General features: G+C 71.8%; 18 protein-coding genes. 8 read left to right on the top strand and 10 right to left on the bottom strand.

Translation table 11 applies throughout. From position 1 onward, the window contains the following. The first annotated feature begins 77 nt into the window (after window positions 1–77). Window positions 78–779 carry a FadR/GntR family transcriptional regulator gene (locus ACQF4J_RS08450; RefSeq protein WP_351578734.1) on the top strand — a complete coding sequence of 234 codons (702 nt, stop codon included), beginning with the start codon at window positions 78–80 and terminating at the stop codon, window positions 777–779. A 259-nt stretch (window positions 780–1038) separates the two neighbouring features. On the opposite strand, the gene ACQF4J_RS08455 is transcribed toward ACQF4J_RS08450, so the two are convergent. The 8 genes from ACQF4J_RS08455 to ACQF4J_RS08490 all read right to left on the bottom strand — a co-directional run bounded on the left by ACQF4J_RS08455 (window position 1039) and on the right by ACQF4J_RS08490 (window position 12159). Next, a complete protein-coding gene (locus ACQF4J_RS08455; RefSeq protein WP_351802119.1) occupies window positions 1039–2181 on the bottom strand; it encodes an RNA polymerase sigma factor in 1143 nt (380 codons plus the stop codon). Beyond that, on the bottom strand, window positions 2174–2596 hold the full coding sequence (locus ACQF4J_RS08460) for a YciI family protein (protein ID WP_351578731.1): 423 nt from the start codon (window positions 2594–2596) through the stop codon (window positions 2174–2176). The genes ACQF4J_RS08455 and ACQF4J_RS08460 overlap by 8 nt, the downstream gene beginning before the upstream one ends. A gap of 120 nt (window positions 2597–2716) precedes the next feature. Next, complete coding sequence (locus ACQF4J_RS08465; RefSeq protein ID WP_427165392.1) at window positions 2717–5737, bottom strand: alpha-mannosidase; 3021 nt, start codon at window positions 5735–5737, stop codon at window positions 2717–2719. 34 nt (window positions 5738–5771) lie between these two features. Continuing rightward, window positions 5772–7772 carry an endo-beta-N-acetylglucosaminidase gene (locus ACQF4J_RS08470; RefSeq protein ID WP_427165393.1) on the bottom strand — a complete coding sequence of 667 codons (2001 nt, stop codon included), beginning with the start codon at window positions 7770–7772 and terminating at the stop codon, window positions 5772–5774. Continuing rightward, the gene (locus tag ACQF4J_RS08475; protein ID WP_427165394.1) at window positions 7769–9025 is read right to left on the bottom strand and encodes a glycoside hydrolase 5 family protein; all 1257 of its coding nucleotides are present in this window, start codon (window positions 9023–9025) and stop codon (window positions 7769–7771) included. Before ACQF4J_RS08475 ends, ACQF4J_RS08470 begins: the two co-directional genes overlap by 4 nt. 33 nt (window positions 9026–9058) lie before the next feature. Beyond that, on the bottom strand, window positions 9059–9964 hold the full coding sequence (locus ACQF4J_RS08480; protein WP_351578719.1) for a carbohydrate ABC transporter permease: 906 nt from the start codon (window positions 9962–9964) through the stop codon (window positions 9059–9061). Then, complete coding sequence (locus tag ACQF4J_RS08485; RefSeq protein WP_351578705.1) at window positions 9961–10863, bottom strand: carbohydrate ABC transporter permease; 903 nt, start codon at window positions 10861–10863, stop codon at window positions 9961–9963. The genes ACQF4J_RS08480 and ACQF4J_RS08485 overlap by 4 nt, the downstream gene beginning before the upstream one ends. A 6-nt stretch (window positions 10864–10869) precedes the next feature. Then, the gene (locus tag ACQF4J_RS08490) at window positions 10870–12159 is read right to left on the bottom strand and encodes an ABC transporter substrate-binding protein (RefSeq protein WP_427165395.1); all 1290 of its coding nucleotides are present in this window, start codon (window positions 12157–12159) and stop codon (window positions 10870–10872) included. Window positions 12160–12390: 231 nt separating this feature from the next. On the opposite strand from ACQF4J_RS08490, the gene ACQF4J_RS08495 reads away from it, so the two are divergent. From ACQF4J_RS08495 to ACQF4J_RS08520, 6 genes are all read left to right on the top strand, one after another. Continuing rightward, window positions 12391–13401 carry a LacI family DNA-binding transcriptional regulator gene (locus ACQF4J_RS08495; RefSeq protein ID WP_351802117.1) on the top strand — a complete coding sequence of 337 codons (1011 nt, stop codon included), beginning with the start codon at window positions 12391–12393 and terminating at the stop codon, window positions 13399–13401. 84 nt (window positions 13402–13485) lie between these two features. Further along, window positions 13486–14289, top strand: coding sequence for an SAM-dependent methyltransferase (locus tag ACQF4J_RS08500; RefSeq protein WP_427165396.1), 804 nt, complete (start codon window positions 13486–13488; stop codon window positions 14287–14289). A 97-nt stretch (window positions 14290–14386) separates the two neighbouring features. After that, window positions 14387–14629, top strand: a complete 243-nt coding sequence (locus ACQF4J_RS08505; protein ID WP_351578695.1) for a DUF397 domain-containing protein — start codon at window positions 14387–14389, stop codon at window positions 14627–14629. A gap of 83 nt (window positions 14630–14712) precedes the next feature. Continuing rightward, window positions 14713–15672 carry a helix-turn-helix domain-containing protein gene (locus ACQF4J_RS08510; RefSeq protein ID WP_427165397.1) on the top strand — a complete coding sequence of 320 codons (960 nt, stop codon included), beginning with the start codon at window positions 14713–14715 and terminating at the stop codon, window positions 15670–15672. An 84-nt stretch (window positions 15673–15756) separates the two neighbouring features. After that, window positions 15757–16041, top strand: coding sequence for a hypothetical protein (locus tag ACQF4J_RS08515; RefSeq protein WP_351801937.1), 285 nt, complete (start codon window positions 15757–15759; stop codon window positions 16039–16041). A 22-nt stretch (window positions 16042–16063) separates the two neighbouring features. Next, window positions 16064–16672, top strand: a complete 609-nt coding sequence (locus tag ACQF4J_RS08520; protein ID WP_351578689.1) for a DedA family protein — start codon at window positions 16064–16066, stop codon at window positions 16670–16672. 13 nt (window positions 16673–16685) lie between these two features. Here the strand turns inward: ACQF4J_RS08520 and ACQF4J_RS08525 are convergent, their stop codons facing one another. Further along, window positions 16686–18227 (bottom strand): alpha-L-fucosidase, encoded by a 1542-nt coding sequence (locus ACQF4J_RS08525; RefSeq protein ID WP_427165398.1) that lies wholly within the window; start codon window positions 18225–18227, stop codon window positions 16686–16688. A 19-nt stretch (window positions 18228–18246) separates the two neighbouring features. Continuing rightward, window positions 18247–20109, bottom strand: a complete 1863-nt coding sequence (locus tag ACQF4J_RS08530; RefSeq protein ID WP_427165399.1) for a family 20 glycosylhydrolase — start codon at window positions 20107–20109, stop codon at window positions 18247–18249. A 277-nt stretch (window positions 20110–20386) separates the two neighbouring features. Here ACQF4J_RS08530 and ACQF4J_RS08535 point away from each other — a divergent pair, with 277 nt between their 5' ends. Beyond that, window positions 20387–21736 carry an amidase gene (locus ACQF4J_RS08535; RefSeq protein WP_351578681.1) on the top strand — a complete coding sequence of 450 codons (1350 nt, stop codon included), beginning with the start codon at window positions 20387–20389 and terminating at the stop codon, window positions 21734–21736. The last annotated feature ends 28 nt before the right edge of the window (window positions 21737–21764 follow it).

Genomic DNA, 21764 nt, shown 5'->3' on the forward strand with positions numbered 1-21764 from the left:
ATTCCGGGATTTTGGCCGTAGTGGTCCGACCACCTTGGCGGTTAGACTGCGGCGCACCCGGTGAGTGGAGGAGTGGCGTGGACGAGACAGCCCCGCAGAAGGGCACCGTGACGCAACGCGCCATCGAGCAGATCAAGGCGTTCATCGCGGAGGGCCGGCTGGAACCGGGCCAGCGCCTGCCCACCGAGCGCGACCTCGCCGCGCAACTCGGCATCTCCCGCAGCTCGATGCGGGAGGCGATCCGGGCCCTGACCGTGCTGGGGGTGCTGGAGGCGCGGCACGGCTCCGGCATCTACGTCACCCAGCTGGAGGCCGGCGACCTGCTGGAGACCTTCGGCGTCGTCGCCGACCTCTCGCGGGGCCCGCGCCTGGTGGAGCTGCTGGAGGTGCGGCGCGTCCTGGAGTCGACGGCGACGGCGCTGGCGGCGGCCCGCATCACGCCCGACCGGCTGGCCGAGGTCGAGAAGCACCTGCTGGCCATGAACGCCACCGAAGACCCGGAGGAGATCCTCGCCCACGACCTCGCCTTCCACCGCGAGATCGCGGCGGCGGCCGGCAACGACACCATGGCGGCCATCCTGGAGGGCCTGTCGTCACGGACCTTCCGTGCCCGGGTGTGGCGCGGCTACCAGGAGGAGGGCGCCTTCGAACGGACCCGCCGGCAGCACGCGGCGATCCACCGCGCCCTGGCGTCCCGCGATCCGGAGGCGGCACGGGCGGCGGCGGCCGCGCACGTGGGCGAGGTCGAGGAGTGGCTGCGGGCCCAACTGGGCGACTGATAAGAGCAGTTCATACGGCGCCCTGCGCGATGACGATCCCGACGAGGCGACGGGCTGCCGACCGGATGGACCACTCCGGTGGGAGTCGCCGACGGTGGAATGCCCGGACCGAGCACGACATCGCACCGCTCTGTCCCGTGGGCCGTCATGGCGCAGGCGTCCGCCTCTGTCCCGGGGGCCGTCGCGGCGGAGGGTGCTGAGAGTCGAGCGCCTGCGCCGGGTGCGGGATCGGCGTGTGGGCGGGTGCAGGCGCGCCGCGTCAGCTCTGGCGGGCGTTGAGGCGGGCCGCCTGGCGGGTCAGGTGGTCGCGTTCGGCGAGGTTCGGGGCCTTGTGGGCCGCCTCGGCGTACAGCCGGGCCGCCGTGGCCAGGTCGCCGTCGCGCTCGTGGAGGTAGGCCGCCACCGCGGTGTGCCGGGGCAGGGCGGTGTCCACCTGTGCGAGCGCGGCCAGGCCCGCGCGCGGTCCGTCCGCCTCGCCGACGGCGACCGCCCGGTTGAGCCGGACGACGGGGCTGTCGGTCAGGCGGGCGAGTTCGTCGTACCACTCGACGATCTGCACCCAGTCGGTCTCCGCGGCGGTGGGCGCGTCGGCGTGGAGGGCGGCGATGGCGGCCTGCGCCTGGAACTCGCCGAGCCGGTCGCGGGCGAGGGCCGCCTGGAGGATCCCGACCCCCTCGGCGATCAGGCGGGTGTCCCATCGGCCGCGGTCCTGCTCGGCGAGCGGGACCAGCCCGCCGTCGGGCGCGGTCCGGGCGGCGCGCCGGGCGTGGTGGAGCAGCATCAGGGCCAGCAGCCCGGACACCTCCGGGTGGTCGATGGCGGCGGCGAGCTGCCGGGTGAGCCGGATGGCCTCGGCGGCGAGGTCGACGTCACCGGAGTAGCCCTCGTTGAAGACCAGGTAGAGGACGCGCAGCACGGTCGCGACGTCTCCGGGCCGGTCGAACCGCACGTCGGCCACGGTCCGCTTGGCCCGGCTGATCCGCTGGGCCATGGTCGCCTCGGGCACCAGGTAGGCCTGGGCGATCTGCCGGGTGGTGAGTCCGCCGACCGCGCGCAGGGTGAGGGCCACGGCGGAGGACGGGGTGAGCGAGGGGTGGGCGCACAGGAAGTAGAGCTGGAGCGTGTCGTCCACGGCGGGCGCGGGCCCGGGGGCCGGTTCCTCCTCGACGCGCTCCTCGCGTCGGCGGCGTGCGGTGTCCGCGCGGGTCTGGTCGAGGAACTTCCGCCAGGCGGCGGTCACCAGCCAGCCCTTCGCGTCCCGCGGCGGGTGCGCGGGCCAGACGCGGAGGGCCTCCACCAGCGCGTCCTGGACGGCGTCCTCGGCCGCCGCGAAGTCGGCTCCGCGGCGGACGAGGACGGCGAGGACGCTCGGCGTGAGGCTCCTGAGCAGAGCCTCATCCACTGGCATGGCAGTCCGCGTCGGTGGGCGACGCCGGGTAGAAGGGGCGCAGCTCCAGCCACTCGTGGATCGGCTTCCCGCCGGCCCCGGGCGCGGCCGACAGCTCCCCCGCCAGCTCGACGGCCCGCTCGTGGCTGTCGACGTCGATGACCATCCACCCGGCGATGAGGTCCTTGGTCTCGGCGAAGGGCCCGTCGGTCACGGGCGGGCGTCCCTCTCCGTCGTAGCGCACCCAGGTCCCCTCGGGAGCGAGCGCCTGCCCGTCGACGTACTCCCCGGTCTCCACCAGCCGGTCCGCGAAGTCCCGCATGTACTGCACGTGAGCCGAGATCTCCTCGGGCGTCCACTGCTCCATGGGGACGTCGTTCACCGCGGCCGGGGCGCCGCGGTAGTGCTTCAGCAGCAGATACTTCGCCATCGGGACTCTCCTCGGTACTGGTGCGACCCATTGTGGCCGCGTTCACCCCTGGGACGGAGCGGGGCCGGGGTTCTCGACATCGCCGTCCGAGTTTCTCTCCCGGCCCGCACTCCTGCCCGCCTAGGCCCTCCGCAGCCGCAGTGTCACCAGTTCGAAGGGGCGCAGGCGTACGGCGACGTGTCCGCCGTCGTGCTCCACCGTGGCGCCGTCCGGCAGCGGCCGCTCCAGGAGGTCGGTCACCGTGACGTCGGCGACCTCGAACCCGGCGGTGAGCACGGCCCGGACGCGCCCGCCGTGGGCCTCGTGGAAGCGCACGACCACGTCTCCGCTCCCGTCGTCGGCCAGCTTGACGGCGGTGATCACCACCGCCTCCACGTCGACCGCCACCAGCGGCGCGACCTCGCGCGCGCCCTCGACCCGCCGCTCCGCGACATTGATGCGCCAGCCCTCCCGGACCGCGTCCGCGATGCCTGCCCCGGGCACCAGCGCGTGCCGGAAGCGGTGCACGCCCTGGTCGGTCTCCGGGTCAGGGAAGCGCGGAGCGCGCAGCAGGGACACGCGGACCGTGGTGGTCGTTCCGCGGTCGCCGTCGGTGCGCACGGTACGGGTCACGTCGTGGCCGTAGGTCGAGTCGTTGACGACGGCGACACCCCAGCCGGGTTCCTCCAGATGGACGAAGCGATGGTTGCAGGCCTCGAACTTCGCCGCCTCCCATGAGGTGTTGGTGTGGGTGGGGCGGTGGAAGTGACCGAACTGGGTCTCCGAGGCGTACCGTTCGGCGTGCACGTCGAGCGGGAAGGCGAGCTTGAGGAACTTCTCCGTCTCGTGCCAGTCCACCTCCGTGTCCAGCACCAGCCGCCGCTCCCCGGGCGGCAGCGACAGCACCTGGGTGACACGCGACGCGCCGAAGGAACGCACGATCCGCACCGAGGTGCCGTCCTCGCCGGGGCTCACCTCGTCGGCGCCGGTGAGGTCGGTCACCGTGTTGCGGTAGAACTCGTCCACGTCCCAGGCGTCCCACATGTTCGGGAAGTCGGGGTGGAGCTGGAGGAGGTTGGCGGATCGGCCGGGGGCGACGGTCTCGCGGTCGGCCGCGCTGTCGTAGGCCGAGACGACCAGGCCCTGGGCGTCGATCTCCACCCGCAGCAGGCCGTTGTCGAGGACGTGCCCGCCGCCGGGACGCGGTGACAGATGCGTCGCCCCCTGGGTGAGTGCCGTGCCCGCGGCTCCCGCGGGGATCCCGGCACGGGCGTGCGGGGCGGCGTTGAAGACGAGGGGCGTCGATCCCTCGCCCGCGAGGGCGCGTTGGGCGGCGTCGATGACGGCGTTCAGTTCGGCGGCGACGCGCTCGTAGGTCGCCCTCGCCTCCCGGTGCACCCACGCGATGGACGACCCCGGCAGGATGTCGTGGAACTGGTGCAGCAGGACCGTCTTCCAGAGGCGGTCCAACTGCTCGTAGGGGTAGGGGAATCCGGTGCGTACGGCCGCGGTGGCCGCCCACAGTTCGGCCTCGCGCAGGAGATGTTCGCTGCGTCGGTTGCCCTGCTTGGTCTTCGCCTGGCTGGTGAGCGTGGCGCGGTGGAGTTCCAGGTAGAGCTCTCCGACCCAGACGGGCGGTTCGGGGTATTCGGCCTCGGCCTTCTCGAAGAAGTCCCGCGGGGTCTCCCAGGTGACGGTCGCCGAGCCCTCCAGGTCGCGCACGCGCGCGGCCTTCGCGACCATCTCACGGGTGGTGCCGCCGCCCCCGTCGCCCCAGCCGGTCGGGGCGAGGGAGTGGCGGGCGACTCCCTTGTCCTTGAAGTTGCGTGCCGCGTGGGCGAGTTCGCCGCCCTTCATGGAGCAGTTGTAGGTGTCGACCGGCGGGAAGTGGGTGAAGATCCGGGTGCCGTCGATGCCCTCCCAGCGGAAGGTGTGGTGCGGGAACCTGTTCGTCTGCGACCAGGAGATCTTCTGGGTCAGCAGCCACTTGGAGCCGGCCGCGCGGATGATCTGCGGCAGTCCGGCCGCGAAGCCGAAGGTGTCGGGCAGCCAGGCCTCCTCGTTCTCGATACCGAACTCGTCGAGGAAGAATCGCTTGCCGTGCACGAACTGACGGGCCATCGCCTCCGAGCCCGGCATGTTGGTGTCCGACTCCACCCACATGCCGCCGGCCGGCACGAACCGCCCGTCGGCCACGGCCTTCTTCACCCGCGCCCACACCTCGGGCCGGTGCTCCTTCACCCACGCCCACTGCTGGGCCTGGGACATGGCGAAGACGAAGTCGGGCTCGTCGTCCAGCAGCGCGGTCATGTTGGAGGTGGTGCGGGCCACTTTGCGGACCGTCTCGCGCAGCGGCCACAGCCACGCCGAGTCGATGTGCGCGTGGCCGACCGCGCTGATGCGGTGGGCGGAAGGCGCGGCGGGGGTCGCCAGCACCTCGGCGAGACGCGAACGGGCCGCCTCCGCGGTCGCGTTGACGTCCTGCAGGTCGATGGCGTCCAGCGCGCGCTCCACCGCCCGCAGGATCTCCCAGCGCCGGGCCGACTCCACCGGCAGCTCGGCCATCAGCTCGCCGAGCACCTCCAGGTCGACGACCAGCTGCCACACGGTCTCGTCGAAGACGGCGAGGTCCATGCGGGTGAGGGTGTACTGGGGATCGCTGCCGGCGGTCTCCTTGTCGCCCAACCGGGTCGGCAGGAAAGGGTGGTAGTCGAGGATGACGGGGTTGGAGGCGGCCTCGACGTGGAGGCGCACCTCCTCGCCGCCCTCGACCGGGGCACCGACGCGCACCCACTGGTTGCGCGGGTTGAGCCCCTTCACCGGGGTGCCGTCGGGGCGGTAGACCAGGCCCTCGCACTGGAAGCCGGGCATGTTCTCGTCGAAGCCGAGGTCGAGGATCGCCTCGACGGTCCTTCCGGCCCACGCCTGGGGCACCGTCCCGCTGACCCGGAACCAGCTGGTCCCCCACGGAGCACCCCAGCGGGCGCCCACCACGATCGGCTCGGGCTCGGCCGCCAGCCCCTCGGCGACCGGCACCGGCTCACCGGGCGCGTGCCACACCGCGACCTCCAGCGGTACGGACTCGGGGTACACGGCGGGGCGGAGGCGCTCGTCCAGGACGCGTTTGAGACGGGCTTCGACCAGGGTGCGGTCGTCATGCATGCGGGTGCTCCGTAGGTCTTCCGGTGGCGGGTGGTTACCAGGTGTGGGTCACGGTGACGGGGGCCGACGAGGTGTACAGCTCCCCCACGGCGCGCAGCTCCAACCGCGCGTCCTTCTCGCCCTGTTCGGGCTGCAGCCCGGCGAGGAAGTACGCCCGTTGGCAGGTCGCGCCGAGGAAGCGGCGGGTGCCGTCGGCCAGGAGGCGGTGCAGGGTGTAGTGGCGTACGTCGCCGGGCGCGGGCGTCCAGGCGAGGCGCAGGTCGCCGCCGGAGGCCGCCGTGACACGCAGGTCGGAGGGGGCCTCGGGGGTGACGACGGAGTCGCGGACCGCGAGGCCGCCGAGACGCCACTTCACCGGGCCGTCGGTCGCGGCGAGCCGTACCGCGATCGAGTGGACCGTCCCCGACAGACCTGTGAGCGGGACCGTCACGGTCTGCCAGCCGTTGACCGAGTTCACGGGCAGATAGGTGTACGGCGGTGTCGCACCCGGCGCATCCGGTTCGGCCAGGGCGACCGCGAGCTCGACGTTCACAGCCCCCGCGTCCGTCCGGTGCGTCAGCTCGACAACCGTGTCGACGCCGACCGGCAGCCGTGTCGCGTACAGCTCGACCGTCGTCGGAGCGTCCAGTTCACCGTCGACCAGCACACTGCTGCCGCCCCGCCAGGCGTCCGCGAAGTCGAACGACACCGCCGGTCGCGTCCCCGCCGTCCGTACCACCCAGCGCCGCGACGGCAGCCGGTCCTGGAGCCCGAGGTGGTTCCACGGCGTGTCCGAGGTGACGGCCCCCGCCTCGTACCAGCGCAGCCCGTGCCCGGTGTTGAAGGTGGTCGCGAAGGGCAACCCGCTCACCGTGGACCGGTCCGCGACCGACACCGCGGGCGCCCGCCAGGGGTCGGCGGCGTCGGGCCGCGACGGATCCAGCGAACGCCCGGTCCAGAACCGGTCGTCGGCGGCGTGGAAGTCGCCCGGGGTGCGGGAGACCGGCAGGTGGTTGCGCGTCCACTCGGGCCGGTAGAAGCCGATGGACGTGATGTGCGCCTTGCCACTGGGCACGATCGCGTCCCAGTTCACGGACGTGTCCGACCCGTTGGACTCGACGTCGACGCCCGCCCACAACTCGTACCGGCTGCGCCCCAGTTGGTCCGCCTTCTGCCCGGAGGAGACGAGGCTGCCCGTGCTCCAGCGGAAGTCGACGAACATGTCGTCGGCGGCCTGGAAGAACGCCTGGTTCTGGCTGTTCAGCGCCCCCTGCCAGCTCACCGTCCCGTTCACGGTCATGGCGTCGTACCAGGTCACCCGCTGTCCCCGGGCCTTGGCCAGCGCCTTCAGCTCCTTGACGAAGCCGAGCATGTCGGCGCCCAGCGCCGCGTTGCCGCCGCCCGTCTCGGCGTTCACGAACCAGCCGTCGAAGCCGTACGCGGCGGCCACGGCCACCAGCTGCGCGGCGAGCGGGTAGTGTCCGGCGGCGTCCTTCTGCACCAGGTCCCGAGTCCACCGCAGCTGTCCGCCGTAGGCGACGGGCGGCAGGAAGATGTTTCCGAGCACGGGCACGCCGTGGCGGTGGGCGGCGTCGACGATCGGCGCGTTCGGGGCGAGGATCAGCCCTTCGCCGGAGGAGCCGCCCCAGAACACCAGCTCGTCGACGTACGCCCAGTGCGTGAGGGCGTAGTAGTCGGCGGTGGCCGAGCCCTGCGAGGGATTGCCCGACGTCGGCCCGAAGGACACCAGCGACTGGACGCGGGCCTGTCCCGAGCGGGCGGTCGTGTTCACCGGGGTCGGGGTGAAGCGGGGCGCCGGCGGCACGGAGGCGGCGTTGAAGGCGAGGTCCGGGTCACCGGCGGCCGTCCAGGACTTCAGGCTGCGCCAAGTGACGCCGCTGCCCGGCGAGCCGGAGGGCAGGGAGTCGGGGTACCAGTAGGAGGCGTACGGCTGGGTGGCCGCGGCGGCCGCTTTCGGAGCCGCGAAGGCGGGCAGCGGGGGCAGCAGGGCGGCCGCGGCGCCGGCGAGCAGGACGGTGCGTCGGGTGGGGTTCACGAGCTGGTGTCTCCTTGTGGGGTGGGGAGTACCTGTTCGGGAGTGACGACTTCGGTGATGCCCCGGGCGGCGAGGTGGTCCCCGTCGTCCGCACGGGTGTCCAGAACGGTCGTGGGCCGGGTGCCGTCGGCGGTGAGCCGGAAGAAGGCGTCGAAGACCGGGCCGCCGGGCGCGCAGCGGGAGCGCGAGCCAGGCTCCGCGGGGACCACGAGCGCGGTGCTCCGGGGTGCGGGCGCCCTGCGCTCACCGGATGTCGCCGCGGCCAGCACCCGTGCCGTGTCCTTCGGGCGCCGGTCGTTGGTCAACAGGCCGAGTCCGTATTCGAGTTCGGGGAAGTCGGCGAGCTCCCGGGACACGTCGTGGGAGCACCACCAGGTGATGCCCCACAGGTCGGGGCAGTCCAGCGCGTTCGCGACGGTCGCCTCGGTGAAGGTGGCGGCGTGCTCGGGCGGGACCAGCGGCGCGGGTGCGCCGACCTCCTGCAGCCAGACCGGGCGGTGCGGGTCGTCGGCCCAGGCCTTGGACAGTTCGACGAGGTAGGCGGCGTGGTGCTCGGTGGGGACGGCGGTACGGCCGTGGCGCTGGGCTGTGCCGTTGAAAACCCAGGAGTGCACGGCCGTGAGCGCGCCGCGCCGGGCGGCCTGGGCCGGGGTGAAGGGCATGTCGTCCTGGTACCAGGTGGCGTCGTACTCGGCGTGCAGGTGCAGCCTGCCGGGGGCGCCCTTCTCGCAGGCGGCCAGCATGCGCTCCAGCCAGGCGTCGATCTGCGCCTCGGTCGCCCGGTCGGGGTCGGGATGCGGGCCGGCGGAGAACTGGTTGACCTCGTTGCCGAGGGTCATGCCGAGGAAGTTGGGCCGGTCGGCGAGCGCGGCGGCGAGCGTGCGCAGGTACTCCGCCTGGCCGTCGAGCACGTCCGGGTCGGTGAAGAGGTTGCGCCGGTGCCAGGTGCGCGTCCACGCGGGCAGGTAGTCGAAACTGCTCAAGTGCCCTTGCAGACCGTCCACGTTGACGTCCAGTCCGCGTTCGGCTGCCGCGTCCACGAGCTGCACGAGCTGTTCGACGGCGCGCCCGCGGATCAGCGTCCTGTTGGGCTGGAAGTACGGCCACAGCGGGAAGACCCGGATGTGGTCCAGGCCGAGTGCGGCGATGGAGTCGAGGTCGGCGCGTACGGAGTCGGGGTCGAAGTCGAGCCAGTGGTGGAACCACCCTTCGCTGGGGGTGTAGTTGACGCCGAAGCGCACGGCAGGAGGCATGCGGTGTCCTTGCGGGGGGCGAGTCGGGGATGTTCAGCCCTTCACGGCGCCCTCGCCCACCCCGCGGAAGAAGTACCGCTGCAGACAGGCGAACAGGGCGATCAGCGGTGCCACGGCGATGACCGTGCCTGCGGCGACGAGCCGTTCGTCGTTGGCGAAGGTGCCGTGCAGATAGTTGAGGCCGATGGTCAGGGTGAACTTCGAGGGGTCGCTCAGCACGATCAGCGGCCACAGGAAGTCGTCCCAGGCGCCCATGAAGGCGAAGATGGCTACGACCGCGACGGTTCCCCTGACCGACGGCAGCGCGATGCGCAGGAACCGCTGCCAGACGTTGGCGCCGTCGACGTAGGCGGCCTCCTCGATCTCGTAGGGCAGGTTGAGGAAGGCGTTGCGCATCAGCAGCACGTTCATGGCGCCGATGCAGCCCGGCAGGACGACCCCGACGAGGGTGTTGTTCAGGCCCAGCTCCCGCATGGTGGTGAACTGGGCGATGACGATGCCCTCGACGGGCACGAGCATCGCGAGGATGAAGACGAGCGTGGCGACCCGGCGCCCGCGGTAGCGCAGCCGGGCGAGCGCGTAGCCGGCGAGGGCCGAACCGACGCAGTTGGTCACGACGTTGGCGGCGGCGACCTTCAACGAGTTCAGGGCGTAGTCCCAGACCGGGATGGTGTCGGCGACGCGTTCGTAGTTGTGCAGGGTCGGATGGCCCGGCAGGAACTTCGGCGGGGAGCTGAAGATGTCCTCCGTCGGCCCTTTCAGCGAGGTGGACAGCTGCCACAGGAACGGGCCGACGGTCAGGGCCAGGACGGCGAGCAACAGGACGTAGCGCAGGACCAGTTCCCACACCCGCACGCGGCGGCCGTGCTCGTCGGTGACGCGGGGTTCGCGCGCCGCGGGCTTCTCGGTCCGCGGTCGGGCCTTCTCCAGGACGCTCATGTCTCGTCCCTCCGGTCGGCGCGCAGCACGAGCAGCATCAGGGCGACGGTGACGACGAAGACGACCACGGAGATGGCCGAGGCGTAGCCGACGCGCCCGGTCAGGCCGGTGCCGGTGCGCTGGACCAGCATGACGAGGGTGGTGTCCTCGCCGGCCGGTCCGCCACTGGGTCCCGCCATCAGGTACACCTCGGAGAAGACCTTGAAGGCGGCCACCGAGGACAGCGCGCCGACCAGGACCATCGTGGAGCGGACGGCGGGCACGGTGACGGTGAGGAAGCGGCGCACCGCGCCCGCGCCGTCGACGGAGGCGGCCTCGTGGAGTTCGCGCGGGACGTTCGCCAGCGCCGCCAGATAAATGATCATGTAGTAGCCGAGGCCCTTCCAGACCGTGACGGCCATGGCGCTCAGCAGGAGCAGCCACTGGTCGCTGAGGAAGCCGACCCGGCCGACCCCGACGGTCTCCAGCAGCGAGTTGACCAGGCCGCGTTCGTCCAGCAGCCACACCCAGATCAGCCCGACGACGACGATCGAGGCGACGACCGGGGTGTAGAAGGCGGACCGGAAGAAGGTGATGCCGGGGATGTTCTTCTGGACCAGCAGCGCGAGCAGCAGCGGCAGGACGACGAGTGCGGGGACGACCCCCACCACGTAGAGCGTGCTGTTGCGCAGGCCGATCCAGAACATGTCGTCGTGCAGCAGCTCGCGGAAGTTGGCGAGCCCGACGAACTTCCCCGGGATCAGGGTGCGGCGGTCGGTGAGGGAGTTGACCAGTGTGGAGACGAACGGGTACAGGATGAACACGCCGGTGATCAGCAGTCCGGGTGCCGCGAACAGCCACGGGCTGAAAGGCAGTTGGCGCCGTACGCGCTGTACCCGGGAGGCGGTGGACAGGGCCATCGGACGCTATCCCTGCTGCTGGAGAAGCGTGTTGCACTGCTTGACAGCGTTGTCGAGAGCCGCCTTGGGGCTCTCCTTGCCCTGCAGCGCCTTGGCCACCTCGTTGCGCAGCGCCGTCTTCATCTGCTCGCTGAACAGCACCGGGGTGTAGTTGACCGCGTTCTTCAGCGACTTGGCCGCGGCGATGCGCACCCGTGTCTCGTCGGTGCCGTCCTCCTTGGTGAAGTACGGGTCGTCGAGCGAGCCGGCGGTGCTGGGGAAGATGGCGACCTTCTTGGCGAAGGACATCTGGTGCTCGGCGTCGGTGACGAAGTGCGCGAAGGCGACGGCGGCCGGCGTGTGCTTGGTCTTGGAGTTGACCATCACGCCCATGACGTACATGTTGACGTGGCCGGTGCTGGTGATCTGGTCGGTGATGCCGATGTTCTTGTACAGGTTCGGCGCCTGCTTCTTGAAGTTGCCGAGGTCGAGGGCGCTGCCGGGGTTCATGGCGACGGCCTCGGTGAGGAACTTCCGTCCCGAGGACTCCGGGGTGGCGGTGAGCGCCTGCGGGTCCAGTGCCTTCGCGTCGTACAGCTCCTTGTACTTCGCGAGCATCTGGACGCCCTTGGCGTCGTTGAAGGTGAAGGCGGTGCCCTGATTGTTCATGAGCTCGACGCCGTAGCGGCCGAAGTCCTCGATCGTCGGGACGTTGGCGAGGGTCGCCACCTTGCCGTCGCTCTTCTTCGCGAGTTCGAGGGCGTCGGCGAAGAGTTCGTCGTACGTCTTCGGCGGCTTCTCGGCGTCGAGGCCCGCCTTCTTGAAGAGGGACTTGTTGTAGAACAACGGGCCGGTGTTGAGGTACCAGGGGAAGGCGTACGTCCCCGTCATGCCCGGTATCCGGTGGCTCGCCCAGGCGCCCGCGAGGTACTCCTTCTCGTACTTCGCCGCGGCCTTGTCGAGATCGAGGGCGAGGCCCGCCTTGGCGAGCGGGGCGACGAGGTCCGGGGAGACGTTGACGACGTCGGGCAGGGTGCCGCCCGCAGCGTCCGCGCTGATCTTGTCGGCGTAGCCCTCGGCGGGCTGGTCGACCCACTTCACGTGGGTGTCCGGGTACTTCTTCTCGAAGTCGGCGATCACGCCCTCGAAGTAGTCCTTGAAATTGGCGCGCAGGTTCCAGGTCTGGAAGGTGATGTCGCCCTCGACCTTGCCCGAGGCGTCGGTCGAGCCGCCGCCGTCGCCCCCGGAGCCGCAGGCGCTCAGCGGCAGGGCGAGACAGAGGGCGGCGGCGGCGAGGGTTCTGCGGGAAACGGGCACGATGGAACGGCCTCCTTGTGCGGCGGAGTGGCAGCGGGGTTGGCCAACGACCGAGACCCTGCACGCCGATTCCACGGCCCGTCAATGGCACCGGCGAAGCTAATTTCATTAGTTGCTAAAGCGCATTAGGTTCTTGCAGCTGAACCGCATTAGTGCATATTCTCGCGGAATCCGTCGGACGAATGGGGAATCACCGTGTCAGGCAAGCGGTCACCCGCGCCCCGGCCCACGATGAAGGACATCGCACGGCACGCCGGGGTCTCCCAGAGCGCGGTGTCCTTCGCGCTCAACGGCCGGCCGGGGGTGTCCGAGGGGACCCGCGACCGGGTGCGCCGGGTCGCCGAGCAGCTGGGCTGGCGGCCCAGCACGGCGGCGCGTCAGCTGTCCGGGGAGGGCGCGGCGACGGTCGGCTTCGTGCTCGCCCGGCCCGCGGACACGCTCGGCGTGGACTCGTTCTTCCTCCAGCTCGTCTCGGGCATCCAGGAGGTGCTGGCCGAACGCCATCTCGGACTGCTCTTCCAGGTGGTGGAGGACGTGGCCGACGAGTGCGCGGTCTACCGGCGCTGGTGGGCCGAGCACCGCGTCGACGGTGTCCTCGTCGTCGACCCCCGCACCGACGACCCGCGCCCCGACCTGCTCGACGAACTCGGCCTGCCCGCCGTGGTGATCGGCGGCGCGCCGGACGAACGCCATCCCGGCATCTCCACCGTGTGGGCGGACGACGCGGGCGCCATGGCCTCGGTGGTGGACGAGCTGTACGCGCTCGGCCACCGCCGGATCGTCCACATCGCCGGCCTGCCGGGCCTGGCCCACACCGAGCGCCGGATCCGCGCCCTGCGCGCCGAGGCAGGACGCCGGGGCCTGACCGAGGTGGAGTCGGTGACCACCGACTACTCGGACGCGGAGGGCGCGGCCGTCACCCGGCGGGTCCTGGAGCGCCCCGCTCCCCCGACGGCCCTGATCTACGACAACGACGTGATGGCCGTCGCCGGTGTCGCCACCGCCGCCGAACTGGGCTTCTCCGTACCGGCCGACGTGTCGGTGGTGGCCTGGGAGGACTCGGCGCTGTGCCGCATGGTCAAGCCGTGGCTGTCGGCGCTGTCCAGGGACAGCGTGGAGTTCGGGCGCACGGCGGCCCGGGAGCTGACCGCGCTGGTGGACGGAGGGCCGGCCCGGGCCGTACGCGTACCGGTGCCGCGGGTGATCGTGCGCGACAGCACGGGCGCGGCGCGGGGCGGCTGACGCGACCGCCCGCGAGACGCCGCCGGGCGTCCGGCGCGCGTCAACGGGCGGACGGCGCGGCCCACTTCGTGTGACGCTTTCCCCATGACCGACGAAGACCCGCCGGACGACCGGCTGCGACTGGACCAGCCCCACTCGGCCCGGGTGTGGAACTTCCTGCTCGGTGGCAAGGACAACTACGCCGCCGACCGCCAGGCGGGCGAGGCGATCCTGCGGATGTTCCCCGACATCGCCATGCTCGCCCGCCTCCAACGGCGCTTCCTGGTCCGGGCGGTGGGCTACCTGGCCGCCGAGGCGGGCATACGCCAGTTCCTGGACGTCGGCACCGGACTGCCGACGGCCGACAACACCCACGAGGTGGCCCAGCGGATCGCCCCCGACAGCCGCATCGTGTACGTCGACAACGACCCCCTCGTGCTGGTGCACGCCCAGGCCCTGCTCACCAGCGCCCCCGAGGGTGCCTGCGACTACCTCGAAGCGGATGTCCGCGACCCCGAACGCATCCTCCAGGAGGCCGCGCGGACACTGGACTTCGACCGGCCGATCGCCCTGACCATGCTGGGCATCCTGGGCCAGCTCCCCGACTCCGACGACCCGCACGCCCTGGTCGGGCGCTATCTCGACGCCCTCCCCGCGGGCAGCTACCTGGCCCTGGCCGACGGCACCGACACCAACGAGGCGCTCAACCGGGCGATCGCCGTCTACAACGCCAACTCCACCGGCTCCTACCACCTGCGCCCGCCCGAGCGGATCGCGGCCTACTTCGACGGCCTCGACGTCGTCGAACCGGGCATCGTGCCCATCTCCGAGTGGCATCCGGAGCCCGTCGACGTCGGCGAGCCGCCCAGCGTGGTGGACACGGTCTGCGGCATCGGCCGCACACCGTAAAAGCGCAATTGCCGATGCAATTGCAGAGGATCTTGGTACTGTCATTCTCGGGCAACAACGCTGTCCGCCGGGCGAGTTGATCGCGAAGAGGCTTCAGATGCGACGAGTGGTCAACGGCATGCCGGCGGCCGAACTGACGGACGTGGTCTGGCACAAGAGCCGGTACAGCAACCCCGAGGGCAACTGCGTCGAGCTCGCACTGCTCCCGGACGGCCGTGTGGCCGTGCGCGACTCCCGTCACCCTCAAGGTCCGGCACTCGTCTGCACCGGCGCCGAGATCTCCGCCTTCGTCCGCGGTGTGAAGGACGGCGACTTCGACGGCCAACTCCCCGGTCGCTGAGGTCAGCACACCCGCGGACGGCCGGAGGGCGCCGGTCGAGAACCGTCGCCCTCCGGCCACTTCGCTCTCCCGAGGGAAGAACCATGACGCGCGCTCGACCCGAACGTCGCTCCTCCGACTCCCGTCCCGACCCCGCACCCCACGTCCTGAGCCTCAAGCACGGCGGACCGACCGTACAGCGCATCATGCTGGGCACCCGCCTCCGCCGTCTGCGCGAGTCCCTCGGCATCACCCGCGAGACCGCCGCATCGGCCATCCGCGCCTCGGACGCCAAACTGTGCCGCATGGAGCTCGGCCGCGTGGGCTTCAAGGTGCGCGACGTCGCCGACCTGCTCACCCTGTACGGCGTCGACGACCCGGACGTGCGCGAGGAGTTGCTCGACTCCGTGCGGCAGGCGAACCGGCCCGGCTGGTGGCGAGCGTACGGCGACGCGTTCCCCAGCTGGTTCGAGCAGCACCTCGGGCTGGAGGAGGCGGCCTCCCTCATCCGCACCTACGAGGTCCAGTTCGTCCCGGGCCTGCTGCAGACCCCCGCCTACGCCGAGGCCGTCATCCGCCTGGGCCGCACCGTCACCTCGCAGGACGCCGTCCGGCGCCGGGTCGAGCTCCGGATGACCCGCCAGGAACTGCTCTCCCGGCCCGACGCGCCCAGGCTGTGGGTCGTGGTGGACGAGGCGGCACTGCGCCGCCCGCTCGGCGGCCCCGAGGTGATGCGCGCCCAGCTGCGCCGGCTGGTGGAGGCGGCCGCCCTGCCCGGCGTCACCGTGCAGGTGCTCCCCTTCCACGTCGGCGGGCACGCGGCGGCCGGCGGCCCGGTCACCGTGCTGCGCTTCCCCGTGCCCGACCTGCCCGACGTCGTCTACCTCGAGCAGCTCTCCAGCGCCCTCTACCTGGACAAGCCCGAGGACGTCGACCACTACCTCGGCGTCATGGACCGCCTCAGCGTGGTCGCGCTGCCGGCCGCGGACTCGGTCGACTTCCTGGAACGGGTCCTGAGCGAGACCGGACGCCCCGGCCGCGCCCGGGGACGGCCACTATCGTGACGCTCATGGGACCCGTACGACCCGCAGAGCGTCCACACCGACGGGATCATGATGCGGCTGTACGCCGGCCCCTAGGTGAGCGGGGTGGCGAGCCTGGCCTCCCCCGGCGTCGAGGAACAGCGCTGGGTGCGCCCGGTCCGCCCCGGTGACACGCTGTCCCTGCGGACAACCGTGAAGGAGGCACGTCTGTCGCGCTCGAAGCCGCACCGTGGGCTCGTGCGCACCGCGATCGAGGTGTTCGACCAGCACGGCGACACCGTCCTGACCATGACCGCGATCAACATCCTGCGCCGCCGCCCGGCAGGGGACGCCTCCGGGCACCGGCGCGGGGTACTCGTCGGTGCGTCGGCGGTGACGGTCACCGCGTGACGGCCGGGAAGGGAGTCGGCGGATGGGCACGCTCCTCCACTGGCTCGACGATCTGTCCGCGCCCGTGGTGTACGTGGTGGTCTCGGCCCTGGTCTTCGCCGAGGACGCGCTGTTCTTCGGGTTCGTGCTGCCCGGTGAGACGGCGGTGATCGTCGGCGGCGTGCTGGCCCGGCAGGGCGTCGTCGACCTGGCGTGGCTGTCGGTGGCCGTCGTCGTCGCGGCGATCGTCGGAGACGGCGTCGGCTACGAGATCGGCCGGCGTCTGGGCCCGCGACTGCTGGGCAGCCGTGCGCTGCGCCGGAAGACGGAGCGGGTGGAGAAGTCCCGCGACCTGCTGCGCCGCCACGGACCGGCGGCGGTGTTCATCGGCCGCTTCATCGCCCTGTTCCGCTCCTTCGTCCCGGCGATGGCCGGCGCCTCGGACATGCCGTACCGCCGCTTCCTGCTCTACAACGCGCTCGGCGGGGTGATCTGGGGCGTCGGCAACGCCGTGCTCGGCTACGCCGCCGGGGCCGCCTACCAGCGCGCGGAGACCCTCGTCGGGCGGTCCGTCGCGCTGGTGACGGCCGTGCTGGCGGTCGTCGCCCTCGTCGTCTGGCGGGTGCGCAAGCACCGTCGCCACCACGCGTGACGGCGTCCGGCCGTCAGACCCGCGAGCGGTACAGGGCGAACTGCGCGAGGTGGACGGCCGCACGTGCCGAGGTGACCCGCAGCCGCCAGCGGCGGGCCCGTACCGGCGCCGCCAGCAGCAGGATGCGGCTCGCGCCGATGGTGCCCGCCGAGGCGACCCGGACCCATGCGCCGTCGACGACGGCCTCCACCTCGAACGCCTCGACCTGCTGACCGTGCCGGACGTCCTCGGCGAGCCGGATCCGGTCCACCTCGTGTGCCGTGCCGAGGTCGACGGTCCGCGTCCCGGCGGAGTCGGTGACCCGCGCGCCCCGGGCGAGGTCGGCGGGCAGCTCCGCGTCGACGCGCTCACGGAACTCGCGCAGCCGGACCACGTCGGTGTCGTGGAGCAGTCCGTCGGTGTCCGGCGGGACGTTGAGCAGCAGCACCGCGTTGCGGCCCACCGAACCGAAGTAGATGTCGGTCAACACGTCCACCGATTTGGGGAGTTGGTCCGGGTGGTAGAACCAGCCGTCCCGGATGGACACATCGCACTCGGCGGGCCACCACTGCAGGTGGTCGGTCTTCGGCCGGGCGGCGACCAGGGCGTCACGACTGCCCTCGTCGGGGGTGTCGTACGACAGCGCCCAGTCCGTGCGGCCGTACTGGTTCTCCTTGACCGGGACGACGCTCCACTCGTTCTCGCGCGCGGTGCCGCCCTCGTTGCCGACCCAGCGCACGTCCGGGCCGGTGACGGCGACGGCCGCGTCCGGGGCGAGGGAGCGGACCAGCGTGTACCAGCTGTCCCAGTCGTACTGCTCGACCTTGTCGGGCGGGATGTGACCCTGGGCGCCGTCGAACCACACCTCGTCGACGGGACCGTACTCGGTGAGCACCTCGTAGAGGGTGTTGAGCATGTGGGCGCCGTAGTCGGTGGCGTCCAGGGAGTGGAAGCGGTCGGGGGTACGGTCGTCGCCGTCGACGAGCGTGGGGACGGTACGGGTGGTGCGGGCGCTGCCGTTGGCGTAGACGCCGTGCAGGTACTGGTTCTCGTCGGCGGGTGAGAGGTAGACGCCGACCTTGAGGCCGTGGCGGCGCATGGAGTCGGCGAAGGACCGCAGGACATCGCCCCGGCCGCCGCGCCAACTGCTCGACGCCACCGTGTGGTCGGTGTAGCGCGAGGGGTAGAGGACGAAGCCGTCGTGGTGCTTGACGGTGAGGATGGCGAGGGCGAAGCCGCCGTCGCGCAGGGCGCGCGCCCACTGGTCGGTGTCCAGGCCGGTCGGCTGGAAGACGTCCGGGTCCTCGTCGCCGGTGCCCCATTCGAGGCCGGTGAAGGTGTTCACGCCGAAGTGCAGGAAGGCCGTCCGGCCGAGCTGCTGCCAGGCGATCTGCCGTGCGGTGGGCCGCACTCGGGAGGCCTTGCGGACCAGTTCGTCCGGGGTGTCGTCGGGACTCACCGGGATGAGGGACCCGGAAGGCGCGTCGGCCGGTGCCGCGAGGGCGGGCGCCGTAGGGACGCCGACCGCGGCGAGGGCCACGGCCGTGGCGACGAAGGTACGTCTGGAGACTGCCATGGTGTCGGTGCTCCTCGGGTCAGTCGGCGGTCAGGTGCCACACGGCCGGGGTGTGCTGGTCCGGCGGGTACTGGACCGTCCGGCCGTCGTCGGTGACGCTCAGCGCCATCTGTGTGATCGCGTTGACGAGCCGGAAGCCGCCGGCGGCGGGTTCCAGCTGCCAGCGCTGCAGGGTGTCCGTCGCGTCGCAGGCGGCCCGGTCGGCCTCGACACCGGGCTGGAGCGGCACGTTGAGCGTCAGTCTGCCGCCGCTGATCTCCAGACAGCCGTCCGCGGTCCTGAGCGAGGCGTAGCCGTCCGCGGTGCGGGTCAGGTCGGCCTTGAAGGAAGCCCCGTCGGTGGTGAAGGTGTACGACCCCTCCGTCACCGGCGGCCGCGTCAGGTCCCGCCACCCCGGCGCGTGCCCGACGGCCGTGCCGCGCGCGGTGAACTCGGCGTAGGTGGCGTCGGGGTGGGGGTCGCCCCAGGTGGCCTGGGCGATGTGGCGCAGGGCGGGCCACAGCTCTACGGCGACCTCGTTCTCCGTCTCGCCGCGGCCGTTGTCCGGCCAGAGACTGATCTTCGCGCCGGTGACGCCCTTGCCGGAGGCGAGTTTCTCGCCCTCGAAGCTGCGCGGGTCCCAGCTCTGGTCGTACAGGGACGCGGTGTCGGAGTGGAAGCCTCCGCGGACGAGGTAGAGCGAGTAGGCCGCGTTCATCAACGGATGGCCCTGGGCGATGAGTTGACTGGGCTTCACGGCCACGTTCAGCCAGTGCTCGACGGTCGTACCGGCCGCGACCGGCACGGTGTTGGCGCCGGTGAGCCCGTCGTTCCAGATGCGCAGCTTCCGGCCCTTGCTCGCGGCGTACGCCTGGACGCGGTTGACGAAGTCGACATACGCGTCCTGCGGGGTGGCGCTCGAACCGTACTTCTCCTGGGCGTACTTCAGCATCTGCGGATACTTGGAGTAGTCGGAGCCGAGCATGTACTCGTCGGCTCCCATGTGCCAGGACCTCGCGGTGAAGACCTGCGCGTACTCGTCCATCAGGCTCGTGTAGTAGTCGAACGCCTTCTGCTGGGTTACGTCGAGGCGGGCCGGCTGCTTGTTGCCGTCGGAGTCGGTGAGCTGCAGATCGGGGCGGTTCTCGATCCACGGGTCCATGTGGCCCGGGGAGTTGATCTCGGGGATGATCTCGACGTGGTACCGGTCGCCGAGGGCGACGAGCCGCCGGATCTCGTCCTTGGTGTAGTAGCCCCAGGTGTCGGCCTCGGGGTGGGCGTCGCTCCTCACCTTCAGCTCGACGAGCAGCTGGTTGAGCTTTTGATACGCCATCTCGCGGACGAGGTTCTCCAGCCAGGGCAGGGTGATGTGGACGTAGCAGGCGCAGACGCCGACCCCGCGTTCCCGGTAGCGGGGTACGTCGACCGTGCGCCCCGCGGGGATCCGGTCGCCCTGGGCGAGGAGCTGCAGGAGGGTGCGGGTGCCGTAGAAGGCGCCCGTCTCGGTGGCGCCGGTCACCGACAGCCGTCGTCCGGCACGGAGTTCGTAGCCCTCGGTTCCCAGGGCCGACCGGGACGCCTGGACGTCGATGACGATGTCGCCGGCGCGGGCGCCGCCAGGGACGACCGGGACGGTGCCGTGCCCCGCCGCCCGCAGGTCGTCGGCGAGGGTGTCGGCGACGCGGCGCTCCGCCGCAGTGTCCGCGACCAGCCGGGCGCCCCGGCCGTAGAGGTAGCTGCCCGCCTCGGCCGACCAGTCGGCCAGTGCCGGCACCGTGACCGGCGCCCGCTGCGCCTCCCGCTGTTCCTGCTGCTGCGCGGCGGCCGATGTCGGCGCCACCAGGAGTGTCAGTACCGCTGCCGCGCCGAGCAGGCGCAGCGCTCTCTTCCGGAACTCACCCATACCACTCCACCTCGGACGGAGGCTCCCATTCATCGGAGGTCTGATCATTGGGCGGCCCCAGAAGGGTGTCAACGGGGCCCTATGCGACCCCTGTTGAGCCAGTGATCGGATGACCTGCGGGTCCGAGGGGAGTGGCCCGACGGCACGGCTCGAAAAGTCCAAGAAGACCCGCCCGAATGTCCAAGAGCCGGTGCTCTCGACGTGGGGCCGGGCTCCGGGGCAGAGTGCTCTCCGTACTGACGAGTAAGCCCGTGTACCGCACCCCCGAGGAGCGCCCGTGACCAGCTGGGTCGGCCGGACCGCCGCCGAGATCGCCGCCGCCGTACGCGAGAAGCGCGCCACACCGCGGGACGTGGTGGCCGAGCACCTCGCCCGGATCGAGCGGCTGGACGGACGGGTCGGAGCGTTCCGGGTCGTACGGGCCGAGGCGGCCCTGGCCGAGGCCGACGAGGTGGCCTCGCGTTCCGACCTGGCCGAGCTGCCCCTGGCCGGGGTGCCGGTCGCGGTCAAGGACAACCTCGCCGTGCGGGGCGAGTCCAACCGGGTCGGCTCGGCCGCGACGCCGGACACGCCCGCCGCCGAGGACCATGTCACCGTGGCCCGGCTGCGGGCGGCGGGCGCGGTGGTCGTGGGCCTGACGAACGTGCCCGAGCTGTGTGTCTTCGGCACCACCGAGGGCGTGCACGGCACCGCCCGCAACCCGTGGGACCTCACCCGCACGGCGGGCGGCTCCTCGGGCGGCAGCGGGGCCGCGGTGGCCGCCGGCTTCGTGCCGCTCGCCCTTGGCAACGACGGCATGGGCTCCCTGCGCATCCCGGCCGCCAACTGCGGTCTGGTCACGATCAAGCCGGGGCACGGGGTCGTCCCCGCGGGCATCAGCGACGGCGACTGGTTCGGCATGTCGGAGAACGGGCCGCTCGCCACGACGGTCGAGGACACGAGCCTGATGCTGGCGGTCCTCGCGGACACGGACACCGAGGCGGCGGCGCCGCCCGAGCCGGCCATGCGCAGGATCGCCGTGTCGCTGCGCAGCCCCCTGGCCGGCGTGACCGTCACCCGGCCCTACACGACCGCGGCCCGCGACGCCGCCGGCGTCCTGATCAAGGCCGGTCACCAGGTCCGCCGCGCGGACCCGCCCTACCCGCTCTCGCTGAGCACGACCTCCCTCGCCCACTGGACGGCGGGCACGGCGGTGGACGCCCAGGGTCTCGACCCGCGCCTGCTGACCCGGCGCACGCGGGTGCACGCCGCGGTCGGCCGCCGCTTCGTCGGCCGTGTCCGCGCCGGCGACAGCCGGGAGCGGCTGCGCCGCCGAATGGAGCCGTTCTTCGCCGAGTACGACGTGCTGCTCACCCCGGCGCTGGCCCGTCGCTCCCCCAGGTCGGTGGCCTGGCACGAGCGGGGCTGGCTGGCCAACATCGTGGCCAACACCAATTACTCGCCCCTCACCCCGCCCTGGAACCTGACCGGCTGGCCGGCGATGTCCGTGCCCTTCGGCACCCTGCCCTCCGGGGCCCCGACCGCGGTCCAACTGGTGGGCCGCCCGGGCTCGGAGGCGCTGCTGCTGGAGGTGGCGCGGCAGCTGGAGGAGCTGCATCCGTGGCAGCGCACGGCGCCGCTGGACTGAGGGCCCGCGGAAAATAGGGCTGAGCCCG

The organism is Streptomyces sp. C1-1, assembly GCF_050214755.1.
In the GTDB taxonomy this organism is placed as follows: Bacteria; Actinomycetota; Actinomycetes; order Streptomycetales; family Streptomycetaceae; genus Streptomyces.

Coding starts and splice junctions, on each gene's coding strand:
- ACQF4J_RS08460 (WP_351578731.1), bottom strand. CDS start 2,596: ATGGCGAAGTATCTGCTGCTGAAGCACTACCGCGGCGCCCCGGCCGCG.
- ACQF4J_RS08465 (WP_427165392.1), bottom strand. CDS start 5,737: ATGCATGACGACCGCACCCTGGTCGAAGCCCGTCTCAAACGCGTCCTG.
- ACQF4J_RS08475 (WP_427165394.1), bottom strand. CDS start 9,025: ATGCCTCCTGCCGTGCGCTTCGGCGTCAACTACACCCCCAGCGAAGGG.
- ACQF4J_RS08480 (WP_351578719.1), bottom strand. CDS start 9,964: ATGAGCGTCCTGGAGAAGGCCCGACCGCGGACCGAGAAGCCCGCGGCG.
- ACQF4J_RS08485 (WP_351578705.1), bottom strand. CDS start 10,863: ATGGCCCTGTCCACCGCCTCCCGGGTACAGCGCGTACGGCGCCAACTG.
- ACQF4J_RS08495 (WP_351802117.1), top strand. CDS start 12,391: ATGAAGGACATCGCACGGCACGCCGGGGTCTCCCAGAGCGCGGTGTCC.
- ACQF4J_RS08500 (WP_427165396.1), top strand. CDS start 13,486: ATGACCGACGAAGACCCGCCGGACGACCGGCTGCGACTGGACCAGCCC.
- ACQF4J_RS08505 (WP_351578695.1), top strand. CDS start 14,387: ATGCGACGAGTGGTCAACGGCATGCCGGCGGCCGAACTGACGGACGTG.
- ACQF4J_RS08510 (WP_427165397.1), top strand. CDS start 14,713: ATGACGCGCGCTCGACCCGAACGTCGCTCCTCCGACTCCCGTCCCGAC.
- ACQF4J_RS08520 (WP_351578689.1), top strand. CDS start 16,064: ATGGGCACGCTCCTCCACTGGCTCGACGATCTGTCCGCGCCCGTGGTG.
- ACQF4J_RS08525 (WP_427165398.1), bottom strand. CDS start 18,227: ATGGCAGTCTCCAGACGTACCTTCGTCGCCACGGCCGTGGCCCTCGCC.
- ACQF4J_RS08530 (WP_427165399.1), bottom strand. CDS start 20,109: ATGGGTGAGTTCCGGAAGAGAGCGCTGCGCCTGCTCGGCGCGGCAGCG.